Annotated in this window: 14 protein-coding genes; 5 read left to right on the plus strand and 9 right to left on the minus strand. The window is 54.3% G+C overall.

Translation table 11 applies throughout. The features are described 5' to 3' along the window. Nucleotides 1-62 precede the first annotated feature (62 nt). The gene (locus tag KNP83_RS00485) at nt 63-932 is read left to right on the plus strand and encodes a MurR/RpiR family transcriptional regulator (protein ID WP_214759052.1); all 870 of its coding nucleotides are present in this window, start codon (nt 63-65) and stop codon (nt 930-932) included. Between the two features lie 31 nt (nt 933-963). On the opposite strand, the gene kynB is transcribed toward KNP83_RS00485, so the two are convergent. The 3 genes from kynB to kynU are packed head-to-tail and all read right to left on the minus strand — an operon-like array spanning nt 964 to nt 3,730. After that, nucleotides 964-1,587 carry an arylformamidase gene (gene kynB / locus KNP83_RS00490; protein WP_214759061.1) on the minus strand — a complete coding sequence of 208 codons (624 nt, stop codon included), beginning with the start codon at nt 1,585-1,587 and terminating at the stop codon, nt 964-966. Nucleotides 1,588-1,601: 14 nt separating this feature from the next. Then, a complete protein-coding gene (kynA, locus tag KNP83_RS00495; protein WP_214759086.1) occupies nt 1,602-2,441 on the minus strand; it encodes a tryptophan 2,3-dioxygenase in 840 nt (279 codons plus the stop codon). A gap of 11 nt (nt 2,442-2,452) precedes the next feature. Then, the gene (kynU, locus tag KNP83_RS00500; protein ID WP_214759088.1) at nt 2,453-3,730 is read right to left on the minus strand and encodes a kynureninase; all 1,278 of its coding nucleotides are present in this window, start codon (nt 3,728-3,730) and stop codon (nt 2,453-2,455) included. Between the two features lie 192 nt (nt 3,731-3,922). Here kynU and KNP83_RS00505 point away from each other — a divergent pair, with 192 nt between their 5' ends. Continuing rightward, the gene (locus KNP83_RS00505; protein WP_214759090.1) at nt 3,923-4,777 is read left to right on the plus strand and encodes an HAD family hydrolase; all 855 of its coding nucleotides are present in this window, start codon (nt 3,923-3,925) and stop codon (nt 4,775-4,777) included. A 707-nt stretch (nt 4,778-5,484) separates the two neighbouring features. Next, nucleotides 5,485-5,646 carry a hypothetical protein gene (locus KNP83_RS00510; protein WP_214719069.1) on the plus strand — a complete coding sequence of 54 codons (162 nt, stop codon included), beginning with the start codon at nt 5,485-5,487 and terminating at the stop codon, nt 5,644-5,646. A 17-nt stretch (nt 5,647-5,663) separates the two neighbouring features. Here the strand turns inward: KNP83_RS00510 and abc-f are convergent, their stop codons facing one another. Next, nucleotides 5,664-7,511: a ribosomal protection-like ABC-F family protein gene (abc-f, locus tag KNP83_RS00515; protein ID WP_214759092.1), complete on the minus strand. Its 1,848-nt coding sequence runs from the start codon at nt 7,509-7,511 to the stop codon at nt 5,664-5,666. 326 nt (nt 7,512-7,837) lie between these two features. Between abc-f and KNP83_RS00520 the strand changes: the two genes are divergently transcribed. Further along, on the plus strand, nt 7,838-8,755 hold the full coding sequence (locus tag KNP83_RS00520; RefSeq protein ID WP_214759094.1) for a DMT family transporter: 918 nt from the start codon (nt 7,838-7,840) through the stop codon (nt 8,753-8,755). A gap of 37 nt (nt 8,756-8,792) precedes the next feature. On the opposite strand, the gene KNP83_RS00525 is transcribed toward KNP83_RS00520, so the two are convergent. The 5 genes from KNP83_RS00525 to KNP83_RS00545 all read right to left on the minus strand — a co-directional run bounded on the left by KNP83_RS00525 (nt 8,793) and on the right by KNP83_RS00545 (nt 11,624). Continuing rightward, nucleotides 8,793-8,978, minus strand: coding sequence for a hypothetical protein (locus KNP83_RS00525; protein WP_214759096.1), 186 nt, complete (start codon nt 8,976-8,978; stop codon nt 8,793-8,795). 14 nt (nt 8,979-8,992) lie between these two features. Then, a complete protein-coding gene (locus tag KNP83_RS00530) occupies nt 8,993-9,904 on the minus strand; it encodes a Gfo/Idh/MocA family protein (protein WP_214759098.1) in 912 nt (303 codons plus the stop codon). Nucleotides 9,905-9,988: 84 nt separating this feature from the next. Further along, on the minus strand, nt 9,989-10,702 hold the full coding sequence (locus KNP83_RS00535; protein WP_214759100.1) for an anti-sigma factor: 714 nt from the start codon (nt 10,700-10,702) through the stop codon (nt 9,989-9,991). After that, complete coding sequence (locus tag KNP83_RS00540) at nt 10,699-11,259, minus strand: RNA polymerase sigma factor (RefSeq protein WP_214759102.1); 561 nt, start codon at nt 11,257-11,259, stop codon at nt 10,699-10,701. Before KNP83_RS00540 ends, KNP83_RS00535 begins: the two co-directional genes overlap by 4 nt. A gap of 107 nt (nt 11,260-11,366) precedes the next feature. Further along, the gene (locus tag KNP83_RS00545; RefSeq protein ID WP_214759104.1) at nt 11,367-11,624 is read right to left on the minus strand and encodes a hypothetical protein; all 258 of its coding nucleotides are present in this window, start codon (nt 11,622-11,624) and stop codon (nt 11,367-11,369) included. A gap of 64 nt (nt 11,625-11,688) precedes the next feature. Here KNP83_RS00545 and KNP83_RS00550 point away from each other — a divergent pair, with 64 nt between their 5' ends. Beyond that, nucleotides 11,689-12,480 carry an HAD-IIB family hydrolase gene (locus tag KNP83_RS00550; protein WP_214759110.1) on the plus strand — a complete coding sequence of 264 codons (792 nt, stop codon included), beginning with the start codon at nt 11,689-11,691 and terminating at the stop codon, nt 12,478-12,480.

Raw genomic sequence — 12,480 nt, forward strand, 5'->3', positions numbered from 1 at the left:
TTACAAAATAATACGGATTCCATACTGTTTTTGTGAATTTGATTCACGAGAGGAGCAACCATATGTTATTGACCGAGAAAATGAAGCAAGACGTGTTCTCGAAGTCGGAACGAGCCGTCGTCGAGTATTTGTTTATCGAGCGCGAGCATATTCAAGACAAGACGATGAAACAGATTGCGGCGGCTACATACACTCATCCCTCAATGTTGAGTCGGATCGCGCACAAACTTGATTATCCGGGCTGGGTCGAGTTGAAGGATGCTTTTTTGGCGGAAATCGAGTATTTGAATCGTCACTTTTCCGACATTGACGCCAACTATCCGTTCACGGCCGGGGACAACCTGATGGCTGTCGCGAACAAGGTGGCGGCGCTAAAGCAGATGACGATTGAGGACACGCTGTCTCTGCTCGACCATGAGGCCTACGAGCGGGCCGTGACGATGTTGAGTGAGGCGAAGCACATCAAAATCTTCTCCGTCATTCATAACTTGTTGCTCTGTCACGACTTCAAATCAAAAATGAATCGCATCGGCAAGCAGGTCAGTCTTTGCGAATTCGACGCCGAGTTCGAGGCCGCCAACTCAGACGAGACGACGTGTGCGCTCCTCATCTCATATACGGGGGAGAGCGATTACACGCTTGGACTCATCCCTTATTTGAAGCAGCGAAGCGTCCCGATGCTCGCACTGACGAGTCTCGGCGAGAATGCAATCTCCAGCCAGACCGATTGTACGCTCCGTTTGACGACGCGGGAACGTCTGTATTCAAAAATCGGGAGCTTCACATCGAACGATTCGATTCATTGCCTGCTCGACCTGTTGTACGCGGGCGTGTTCTCGACAGACTACGAGACGAACATGGCGTATAAGGTTCACATCTCCAAACGGTTCGATCATCGTAAAAGTTCCAATGAAATCATGCAAGAGGACTGAAAACACCCCCTCGGCTGAAGGGGTGTTCGTGTTAGTCGAGCGAACGCAACAGCGCGCGCACCGGACTGCCGTCTCCTTTGACAATCGGAAGCGGAACGGCGTTCAATTCGTAGTCACCCGGGACGATGTGATCGAGGACGAGTCCTTCGAGAATATGAACCCCGTTACGGGCGAGCGCGTGATGCGCCGCCATCTCTTTACTGTCAATCGCATCGACCGATGGCAAATCGAGACCGATTAAATAAATCCCGAGGTCACCGAGGCGGTCGGCGAGTGAAGGCGTCAGTTCCGGGATGCGGTCCGGGAACGTACGCTTGTCCGGCCAGCCGTCCGTCTTGAGAATCAGCCGTTCGACGCCGGTCAAGTCAAAACCGTCCAAATCGGCCGCCTCGATCTGTTCGCGGCCAGGAAGATGGATGACCCGGGCCGGTCCGATATAAAGTCCCGGATCGAGATCGATGACGCGCTGTCCGGCGTCGTCGAAATGGAACGGGGCGTCGATGTGCGTGCCGGAATGGAGGCTCATCGTCACTTTGCCGACGTTGACCGATCCGCTGTCGGCCATCGGCCAGGCGATCTCGTAACGGAAGGCGGTGTCGCCCGGCCATGTCGTCGTGCTGTCTTCAAGCGGTTGCGAAACATCAATCCATGTCATCGTGTTCGTCCTCCTCACAGTTTTGTCCGGACGGTCCAAAGTTCCGGGAAGAAGCGGTGATCGAGGACACGGCGCAAGTAATTGACGCCGGACGAGCCGCCGGTCCCCATCTTCTGTCCGATAATCCGTTCGACCGTGCTCATATGGTTGAAGCGCCACATCTGTTGCTGGCTGCCGATATCGAGCAGTTTCTCGCCGAGCTCGTACAAGTCCCAATACTTGGTGACGTCACGGTACACTTCGACCCAAGCGGCTTCGACGCTCTCGTTCCACTCCCAGTCTTTCGTGACGTCGCGGTTGAGCACGGCCTCATCGATGGCGAGGCCGCGGTGATGCATCTCGCGGACGGTCATGTCATAGATGCTCGGTGCTTGCAGAGACGACTCGAGGAGCGGGTACAGCTTCTCGTCATGGGCGTACACGCTGAGCGTGCGCGCGTTCTTGAAGCCGAGCGCGAACTCGATTTGGCGGTTCTGATACGATTGGAACCCAGACGACGAACCGAGCTTGTCCCGGAACTCCAAATATTCAGCCGGGGTCAACGTCGCCAGTACGCTCCACGACTGGATGAGCTGTTGTTGAATCTTCGAGACGCGGGCGAGCATCTTGAACGAGCGCTCGAGCTCTCCGGTCTCGATGGCGGTCGTCGCCGCCGTCAGTTCATGTAAAATCAGTTTCATCCACAGCTCGCTCGTCTGATGGATGATGATGAACAGCATCTCATCGTGATGGTCCGACAGACGATGCTGGCTCGATAAAATCGGGTCGAGCTGCAAATAGTCACCGTATGACATGTCTTTTGAAAAATCGGTCTGAATCGATTGCTCGACGTTATGTTCAATCCGTTCACTCATATGAATTCTCCTTAGGCCACGACTTCGCGGACGTTCTCGAACGCCTCGTATTCTTTGTTTTCCATGATCGTCTGTAGCGTCATCACGACGTCATAGACGTCGGTGAACGTGTTATACAAGGCGACCGGAGCCAAACGGATGATGTTCGGGGCCCGGAAGTCCGGGATGACGCGATGTTGTTTGAGCGCTTTACAGATGCGGGCCGCCTCTGGATGCTCGAGGCTCAAATGGGCACCGCGTTGCGTCTCGTTGCGCGGGCTGCCGATGACGAAACCGTATGGCGCGAGCACTTCGTCAATCAGTTCGGTCATATACGACGTCAACGCGAGCGATTTCTCACGGATGGCGTCCATGCCGATCTCATTGAACATCTCGAGGGCGCCAAGTTGCGGGGCGAGGCTCAAGACGTGCGGTGTCCCGATTTGGAACGCGCCGGCGTCGTCAGCCGGTGTCATCGTGTGATCCATATCGAACTGTTTGTCTTTGCGGGAACCGAACCAACCGGCAAGGCCCGGCGTCGTCCCGAAATGGCGTTCATGGACGAATAGACCGCCGACGCTGCCCGGTCCGCCGTTCAGATGCTTATAGTTGCACCAGTAGGCAAAGTCGACGCCCCAATCATGGAACGCGTGCGGAATCGCGCCGACCGAGTGGCAGGCGTCAAAGCCGATCAAGATATCCCGTTCGTTCGCCGCCTTGGCGAGACGGGCCATGTCGAGAATCTGTCCGCTGCGATAGAGGACGGTCGGTAAGACGATTAAGGCGATATCGTCTGTCATCGCTGCGATGATGTCTTCTTCTTTTAAATAGCGGCCATCTGGGCTCGACACTTGGACCAAATGTTCGGCCGGGTCGAGTCCCCGGAGCTCGAGTTGGCTTTTCAGTGCGTAGATATCAGATGGGAACGTGAGCGCGTCGGCCAAAATTTTTGTTCGCTTGCCTTTCGGCTTAAAGAATGAGGCGGCGAGCTGATGCAAGTTGACCGTCGTCGAACCTGTCACCATCACTTCTTCGGCTCTCGCTCCGACGAGCGGTGCGTTGAGGGCGGCCAACTGTTCTGATAAGTTGAACCATGGGTGTCGTCCCGACATCCACCCGTCAATCCCGAGCTCCTTCCAATCCTGAAGCGATTCGAGGAGCGTCTGCTCGGCCCGTTTCGATAACAGGCCGAGCGAGTTCCCATCCATGTAAATCCCGTCTTGCGGCAAATAAAATTCTCCCCGGTATGATGCGAGCGAGTCGCTGGCGTCGCGTGTTTCCGCGTACGCCCGTGTGAAATCCTGAGCCATATCATTTCCCCCTTTGACTTGCGTGCGATGCTGACAAAAGCGTAGCAATCAGGGCAGGGCGTGTCAACACGAATGACCGCAGTTCGGACATGGTTCGCACGTGCTTCTCACGGCTGGATATGTGATGATGAAATGGAGAGAGTCAATCTGAAAGAATTGGGTGATCTGACCCGCGTGAAAGGAGAAGAGGAGATGAAACTGATTGCCATCGATTTAGACGGGACGTTGTTATCGCGGACGGGTGTCATCACAGAAGCGAACCAGGAGGCGATTCGTCGGCGCCAGGCCAAAGGAGATTTGGTGTCGATTTCTTCTGGACGTTCGATTCATGACATCGAGGAGCTGTTGAAGCGGAGTGATTTGTCTTGCCCGATTTTGTCGGGGAACGGCGCGATTGCTTTCTATGAGAATGAGCGGATTTATTACCATGCGCTCCCGAAAGATGTCGTACAAGAATTGTGGGACGTGGCCCATGAGCACGGGGCGTACGTTGAATTCTATACAAACGCGGGGGTGAAAGTGCTGCGATCGGGCACCGATTTGCTGAAAGGTGAGCTCGATGGGGTGTTGCCGCATGACCAATCGTTCACACGAGAGTGGGGCGAGCGAGAGATTGAGATTCAAAACGAGCAGTTCGGACTGACTTATGTCGATGCAATCGAGGACATCGACTTCGAGACCGATGAAGTGTATAAAGTATTCGTCTATTCGTTCGACCGGCGCAAGTTGCATGAGCTGCGGAAACTGTATGAACCGCGGACTGATATCTTAATCACGACGGCGGGCTGGACAAAGATTGAAATTGGACATCCGAAGGCAAGTAAAGGAATGGCGTTGACGCAGTTGGCGGAGCATCATGACATCCCGCCATCAGATATCGTGGCCATCGGTGATAATTTGAATGATATCTCGATGTTTGAAGTGGCAGAAACACGGATCGCGATGGGAAACGCCGTCGACCCGTTGAAAGACATCAGCACCCACATCACGAAAGACGTCGAAGCCGACGGCGTCGCCTATGCGCTCGACCACTATATCGACAACTAAATGTTGGAGAAATGGTGAACAAGGATTCGTCGATCGATAAAACGGTTAATGTATCTGTGTAGTCCTCATTCAACGTGTTGAGCTGAAAGAAGGCAACGGATGAACCAAAGATTCCATCGTTGTTTGACTGAGGCCGGCTCGGTGAAATGAGAGACGTATTGGATGAAACATCGGCTGACTAGGCGGTTCTCCTCGTTCAAGCTGTCGTCCACCTGACCTCGCTTAAGGGGTGAGGGGCAGACAAAAGAGAAGTGGTAGGAGACGAGACGTTTAGCCAAATTGGTGTTTCAAACAGGTGGGCCGATGAGGTTCATGATTGATTTCAACCACATCCGTCAAAACGCAGTCAAGGTCATTGTGGAGACGCAATCTCTGTCCAAGACTTGATTGCTGTTCAGACGAACGTACGCCGCGAAATCACGTTCTGAACCACGTCCGTTTTCTAGTCTAGATTCATGTACCGCATGGGACGGTCGTCCGGGAAGGTTCCGGTCGGTTGAAAGTCCGCTTTGCTAGAAACGCTCACCGGTAAGCGCCACGTTCGTGGCGCTTTTCTTATAGGCGAATGTTATGGTGCGGACCGTCAATCAAATACGTGTCGGGTGAAGTGGTATAATGAGTCGCAAGCTGTGGCTGCAAGGCGCGTTCGCTTTCCTTGATTTCGGTCGAGCGGCGGATGTAAAGGAACGTGGTAGAGGAGTGATCATATGCCGAAACTGTATTGGCTCGGGACGTTCGTGAGCGGAGTGATCCTGACGACGATGGGGGAAGCGGGCGGAGTCCCGCGAATCGTACCCTATTTTTTGATGGCGCTCGGCGTGACCGGCTTTCTCGTTCAATCTTGGTTCGAACAAAAACGACGCCGTTAAGCCGGCGTCGTTTTTCATTACATGGATTCAAGTAAATGGTTGAGCAACGTGTCGATGTCTGCTTGGAGGACATCGGCCTGGTGTTGCAACGTCATCAGCTCGGTGAGATCGTTCGTCTCGTTCATCTGACGAAGGAGTGCCTGATGCGTTTCCTCGAGCTTATTCAGACGAGCCTCATCCGCCGCCGTGTCTCGAACAGGGACCGGTGTCACGGTCACTTCAGTTGATTTCGTTTTCTTTGGTGCCGCCACGATGGCTTCCGGTTCGTGTTGACGTTTTTCAAGCGCATACGTGATATTTCCCGGGAAGCGTGTCGCTGTCCCATCGAGCCAATAGGTGATCGGGAACAATTTGTTCAAGAAGTAGCGGTCATGCGAAACGGCGACGAGCGTCCCGGTGAAACGGTCGAGCGCTTCTTCAAGCGCTTCGCGGGCTTCGATGTCGAGGTGGTTCGTCGGTTCGTCCAAGACGAGCACGTTCACATCCTCATGCATGAGGATGGCGAGCATGAGCCGCATCTTCTCGCCGCCGCTCAAATCTTTAACCGGTTTGAAGACGCTCGCCCCATAGAAGAGGAATTGAGCCAGCAGTTGACGGGCCTTCCCTTCGTCGACGGCGATCCGGTCGCGGAACGCCTCGATGAGCCGATGGGAATCATCAAACTGGATGTGTTGGGACAGATAGCCGATGCGGGCTCGCTCCGCTCGTCCGACAGTGCCTGAGGTCGGTTCGAGTTGGCCGAGCAACACTTTCAACAATGTCGATTTACCGCTCCCGTTCGGACCGACGATGGCGACACGCTCCCCGTGACCGGTGTAGAACGACACATGCTCGAAGACGGGCCGGTCGTATCGGACCGTCACATCAATCGCCTCGAACACATCACGGCCGGTCCGTCCGCTCGCTGTGAACTGGATATCGGGTTGCACGGCTTCGAGGCGAGGCCGTTTAATCGTCTCGATGCGGGCGAGCGCCTTCTCCATCGATTTGGCGCGACGGTAAAACTTCTCGTTCGGCGGATTGCCTTCGTTCGCCCATTGTCGAAGCTGGCGAATCGTCTCTTTCATCTTCTTGATTTTCTTTTGCTGCTCCGTGTAGGCGTGGAACTGATCGAGCAACCGTTTTTCTTTTTGCGCGACGAACGCGCTATAGTTGCCGTCAAAACTCGTCAATTCCCCGTCCTCACACTCGACGATGCGCGTGGCGACCGCATCGAGGAATACCCGGTCGTGCGAGACGAGGAGTAGCGTGGATGGACTGTCACGCAGGAACGCCTCGAGCCACGCCATCGCCTCCAAATCGAGGTGGTTCGTCGGTTCGTCCAGGATGAGCAGTTCCGGTTCTTGGAGCAATGCCAAGGCGAGGCCGACCTTGGTCCGTTCGCCGCCGCTGAGCGAGTCGAACGGTCGGTCGACGAAGCGGGTCAGGCGCAACCCGTCAATCATCGCGTTCACTTTCGAATCGATGACGTACCCGCCGCCATTCTCATAGCGTGTCTGCAGGGCGCCGTACGTCTCGAGCAACGCTTCGATGTCGTCACTAGAGACCATCCGTGCCTCGAGCTGTCGCATCTCGTCGCCGAGACGCGTCAACTCAGCGAACGCGGTATAAAGTACGTCTCGACCCGACTTGCCAGGGTGGGCCGGGATTTGGGCCAAATAGCCGATGTGTAATCGTTGCTTGCGATAGATCGTCCCTTCGTCGGGCGAATCGGCGTCGACGATGAGACGCAAAAGCGTCGTCTTGCCGCTCCCGTTCCGTCCGACGAGCCCAATGCGTTCGCCGGCGTTCACATGAAGATTGGCATCGGTCAGGACGGCGTGGCCGCCAAATTGTTTTTGGATATGTTGTAACTCGATTAACATGAGTGGTTCCTCCTAGGATAGAGGCCTATCAAAAAAGCCGAGCGCAAAGAAGCGCTCGGCAAGAGAGAGAGGCGCTTTGTCGGTATTCAGCAATGTCTAAAAAAGGACAGACGGGTCCTGTGATTATGCGACATCGTGAAAAATCGCACGCAAAATGTACAAATGTTCTGTTGACCAATGCGTACGTCCGACAAAGTTCACCTTTCTCCCCCCTTTCAATCATCATTACGCTCATTGTAAGCGATTTCGGTTCGTTCGACAACTAGGGAGACAGGAATATACGAGACCGGTGTCGTATTGTTTAGGCATTAGGGAGGAGGGACGCCATGCGCAAGGAATGGCTCGGTGCCATCAGTTTAACGCTCGCCGCCAGCATTTGGGGCGGGATGTACGTCGTCAGTAAATATGCGCTCGGCTATATCGAGCCGTTCACACTCATCTGGATGCGCTACGCCGTCGCGTTTATCGTCCTGTTCGCGATGTGGGGGGCGTTCGGGCGCGAGCGAATCGCTCGTCGCGATTGGAAATGGATTGCGCTCGTCGGTGTGATCGGGTACGTCGCCTCGATTTCGTTTCAATTCATCGGCACGAAACTGTCTGACGCCCATACCGGATCGCTCGTCACTGCGGCCACACCGGCGTTCATGGTGATTTTCGCCCGAGTGATTTTGAAAGAACGGCTCACGCCTGTAAAAATCGGGTCACTCTTGCTGGCAACGCTCGGGGTCATCATCGTCGTCGGCTGGCACGTCGAAGGCACGTATTTCATCGGTAGCCTCGTCTTGGTCGGAGCGGCCATCACCTGGGCGCTCATGTCCATCTATGTGAAAATCGCCTCCGAGACGATGTCGTCGTTGACGATTACGACGTTCGCCATCGGCATCGCCTTCGTATTGATGACGCCACTTATGGGCATGGAAGTGGCTGCATCAGGCCTACCGGAGATGAACACGGTACTGTGGCTGAGCGTATTGTACGTTGGCATCATCTCGACAGCCGGTGCGTTCTTCTTTTGGAACAAAGGGCTCGAACTCATGGATGCGAGCGTCGGATCATTATTTTTCTTCTTCCAACCGCTCGTCGGGGGCTATCTCGGATGGCTCGTCCTCGATGAACAGCTCGACCGCAATTTCTTCATCGGTGCCGCCTGTATCGTCACGGCCGTCACCTGGTCGACGATGGTCGAACGACGCCACAAGCGCTTGCGTGAGACACGTCAAATTGAGGAGCGTCATATTTTATAAACGAAGACGGTCGACCCGACACGGGCCGAACGTCTTTTTAAAATCCACGATGATCGAGTTTGTCTTCATCGCGTTTCATCTCGAGCTCGAGCCGCTGAATCGCAAGTTTTTCTTGTTCGACTTTGAGCCGCAGCTCCTCGACACGTCTCTTTTGCGTCTTGTTGAACGTGTCCGCGGCGATGGACACGACGACGATGACCATAATATAGAAAAAGAAATCCATGTGCTTTCCTCCTCTTAGCGTGAGTTGAACAAATCCGTCACCATCTGTTGCGTGATGAGCGCCTCACGTCCATTCGTCAAAATCGGGGTATCGTCGGTCAACGCCGAGATAAAGTGGTCAATCGCCCCTTGGAATCCGCGTTGGGTGAGGAGCGTGTCCCATGACCCGAACGTCTTCGTCGAATGGGTGCCGTGTTCGAAACGGTTGAGCGTCACCATCTCGTCGACGGTCAGGCGAAGACCGTCACGGATAGCGATCAGCCCTTCATGATTCGTCCCGGCTTTCCGATGCATCGACGTCGTGTGCAATCCGTGCTCATCTTGCCAGACGTGGCGCGCGAAATGAAGTCCGTTCGCTTCGGTCGTCGCGACGTGTCCCGTCACCAGGCGCAACTCGCTTCCGGTGAAATACCGGAGCGTGTCGACGACGTGCAAATAGTCATCGAGCAACGTGAACTGATAGTCGTGGCCGCGTAACCCGTCCCCGCGATGCTTGACGAAGTCGAGCGTGTGGAACGGGGCTGCGTCTTTCACATGCTGATACATCGGGGCGAATCGACGATTGAAGCCGACCATGAGTTTCCGGTTCGATTGCTCGGCCAGCTCAACGAGACGTTCCGCCTGTTCGATTGTCGCGGCGAGTGGTTTATCGACGTACACATCGACGCCGTTGGCGAGCAGATATGAGACGATCTCGAAATGCGTCTCGGTCGAACTGTGGACGAACGCCGCGTCGACGGAAGAGGCGAGCTCGGAAAGTCCTGTGAACGATTCCATCCGATGGGCCCGGCAAATCGCCTCGCGTTTGGCGACGGACGGGGAATAGGCACCGACGAGTTCGAACGACGTACTGTTCGTTAAAATCGGTAAGTACGCTTTCTGAGCGATGCCGCCGAGACCGACGACACCAATTTTAGGCTGACGCATATGTACCACTCCTTTTCTATTATCATAACGAAAAAAGAACCGAATGACACGTACGCGCGGTACGTCAGGTCATTCGGTCCTTGCTTATAGGCTGGCACTGAGCACGATGTCGCCTTCAGGTGCCGTATTACCCCGTTCAGGTTCTTTCGTGACAGCGACGGTATCCCAGTCGGTCTCAGATTCGGTCGAATCGAGCGTATAGATGACGGTCCCGTTGCCTTTGTCGTCTGTGACGAACGCCCCGGTCGGAATCGGCGAGCCGTCTTTTAAGAGCCAAACTTGATACACCTCGTTCGCTTCGAGCGCGTCCAGTCCGTTCGTTTGGACGATGAGTTGACGCTGCCCGTCCTGTTCGGCGAGGTACGCCACGCCTTCCGATTCGCCTTCAAGCGGTACTGTCTCGGTCAAGGCGATGCCGCTCGGCTCCTCTTGATTCAAGAGCAGATAGCCGTTCCCAATCAAGGAGAGCATGAGTGCGGCCGCAAGAGCGAGCGCTCCCCATGGCGTCTTCTGTTTCTTCTTCGTCGATGTGAACGGGGTGATCGGGGTCGGTTCGTCTGGCTTCGACTCCGTCTCCGTCTTGTCTTCTGCGAACACGTTGTCGAGGATGCGTGCCTTCATCCCGCTTGGCGGTTCGGCCGGTTCAGAGAGGAACGCGACGCCGCCGACGAGGGCCTCGAGTTGTTCGAGCTCTTCTTGACACGTTTGACATGTCGCGAGATGCGCTTCAAACCGGATGCGTTCGTCTTCCGTCAAATGCTGGTTAAAATAGTCGATCAATTGGTCACAAGCGTTCATCGTTCCACCTCCTTATCATTTAAATCATTGGATAAATGCCTTCGTAGCTGTTTCAACGCTAATCGAATCCTTCCTTTTACGGTACCGAGCGGGATGCCGCACGCATCGGCGATCTTTTGTTGGCTGAGTCCCTGGAAATACATGAGTCGGACGACTTGCTGTTGCTCGACCGGCAGTTCGGCCATTGCCGTCTCAATCTGTGTCCGTTCTTCTTGCCATTCGACCTCGGTCTCGACAGACGGGGCCGGTGACGGGATCGCCTCCGCGTAAGATTCATCGAGTTGCAGGTCAGGTTTTCGTTTTCGAATCAAGTCAATCGTGACGTGACGGCTCATCGTGAAAAGCCACGATTTGAATTTTCCTTTAGATTCGTCGTATACGCCGCCACCGCGCCATAGTTTAATGAATACTTCCTGCATGGCTTCTTCGGCGAGGTCGCGGTCTTTCGTCAACTGCATGACGAACGCATAGAGGATTCGTTCATAGCGGTCATAAAGTGTCTCGAGCGCTTGTTTGTCCTTATTCCTGACACGCTCGTACAATTCAATATCAGTCATGGCTTGCTCCTTTACACATAAGGGAATCCCTTGTATTGATCTAACGGATGAAACCGTGAAATGGATGCCTATTTGACGTGACTATTTTGTGAACAGTCAAGAATTTCTCACGTCTGACGAGAACAACTGGACGTCACTCCTCCGATACGGCGGAATAGATGTAGATTTAAGGCACTGAGCAGGCGGTACGTCACGTAACTGAACAGCATTGCCGTAATGAGAGTGACGAGAAGTGCCAAACCGCTAGGGAACCATAGTTGCCAGAACGAATAAGAGCGGACCCCAAACAAAAAGGTGAAGACGAGCCCGAACCCGATCACGATTCCGCTATACTGACAGTAGTAACGGTTTAATCGATTTTTCATGTTGCCACGTCCTTTCTCTCTTTAACTATACGAGATGGGGTATGACGACACAAGGAGGATGACTATGAAACGATTTACCGACGAGGGGCGAACGCTCGTCTGTTTTGATTTTGATGAGACGTATTTCCCGCACGCTTGTACCGTGGAGCAGTTGGAACGATTGCGACACCTCGAAGACTTTCTCGATATGCACTCGCACCTGTTGTCGACGATGTGGGTGACGGGGAGCTCGCTCGAGACGATTCGAGAAAAAATGGAGCGGGCCGAGATGCGGTACTTTCCGCATCGGATTGCGGCGAGTCTTGGAACGGAGCTGTACCAAGTGACAGCGTCCGGGCAATTGGAGCTCGATGACGGTTATGCGTCACGGTTCCCACATAATTTTTCTGACCGCGTCACGCAAGTCGTCGATTATTTAAGTCGAACACTCACGATAGAGCCGCAGAAGAATCTCGGCACGAGCGACTGGATGCACAATTATTATTACTTTGGCACAAGCGCGGACGAACTCGAGCGTATTCGTTCGAGTGCCCATGACTTCAGGATTGCCGTCAATATCAGTCGATGCAATCCGCTCGCCGGTGACCCGGCAGACGCCTATGACATCGATTTTATCCCACAAGGGGCAGGGAAAATCGCTGCAGTCGACTACGTGTGCAATCGATATACGTTTCAGGTCGAGCACGCCTATGCGTTCGGGGACAGCGGGAACGATTTAGGGATGTTGAGGTATGTTGGCAACGGCTATGTACTTGGCAACGGAACGGAAGAAGCCAAACGAGAACATGGTCGTGTCACCGAGGGCATGTATGCAGATGGGATTCTAGAAGTGTTATATCAAGCGATGAGGGCGTGA

This window comes from Exiguobacterium sp. s146, assembly GCF_018618415.1.
In the GTDB taxonomy this organism is placed as follows: Bacteria; Bacillota; Bacilli; order Exiguobacteriales; family Exiguobacteriaceae; genus Exiguobacterium.

Bases quoted from the DNA above. Each gene is read 5' to 3' on its own strand.
- kynA (WP_214759086.1), bottom strand. From the start codon at position 2,441: ATGAGTGAACGGATTGAACATAACGTCGAGCAATCGATTCAGACCGAT.
- KNP83_RS00545 (WP_214759104.1), bottom strand. From the start codon at position 11,624: ATGAAAAATCGATTAAACCGTTACTACTGTCAGTATAGCGGAATCGTG.
- KNP83_RS00550 (WP_214759110.1), top strand. From the start codon at position 11,689: ATGAAACGATTTACCGACGAGGGGCGAACGCTCGTCTGTTTTGATTTT.
- KNP83_RS00530 (WP_214759098.1), bottom strand. From the start codon at position 9,904: ATGCGTCAGCCTAAAATTGGTGTCGTCGGTCTCGGCGGCATCGCTCAG.
- KNP83_RS00505 (WP_214759090.1), top strand. From the start codon at position 3,923: ATGAAACTGATTGCCATCGATTTAGACGGGACGTTGTTATCGCGGACG.
- KNP83_RS00520 (WP_214759094.1), top strand. From the start codon at position 7,838: ATGCGCAAGGAATGGCTCGGTGCCATCAGTTTAACGCTCGCCGCCAGC.
- KNP83_RS00485 (WP_214759052.1), top strand. From the start codon at position 63: ATGTTATTGACCGAGAAAATGAAGCAAGACGTGTTCTCGAAGTCGGAA.
- KNP83_RS00540 (WP_214759102.1), bottom strand. From the start codon at position 11,259: ATGACTGATATTGAATTGTACGAGCGTGTCAGGAATAAGGACAAACAA.
- kynU (WP_214759088.1), bottom strand. From the start codon at position 3,730: ATGGCTCAGGATTTCACACGGGCGTACGCGGAAACACGCGACGCCAGC.
- kynB (WP_214759061.1), bottom strand. From the start codon at position 1,587: ATGACATGGATTGATGTTTCGCAACCGCTTGAAGACAGCACGACGACA.
- abc-f (WP_214759092.1), bottom strand. From the start codon at position 7,511: ATGTTAATCGAGTTACAACATATCCAAAAACAATTTGGCGGCCACGCC.
- KNP83_RS00510 (WP_214719069.1), top strand. From the start codon at position 5,485: ATGCCGAAACTGTATTGGCTCGGGACGTTCGTGAGCGGAGTGATCCTG.
- KNP83_RS00535 (WP_214759100.1), bottom strand. From the start codon at position 10,702: ATGAACGCTTGTGACCAATTGATCGACTATTTTAACCAGCATTTGACG.
- KNP83_RS00525 (WP_214759096.1), bottom strand. From the start codon at position 8,978: ATGGATTTCTTTTTCTATATTATGGTCATCGTCGTCGTGTCCATCGCC.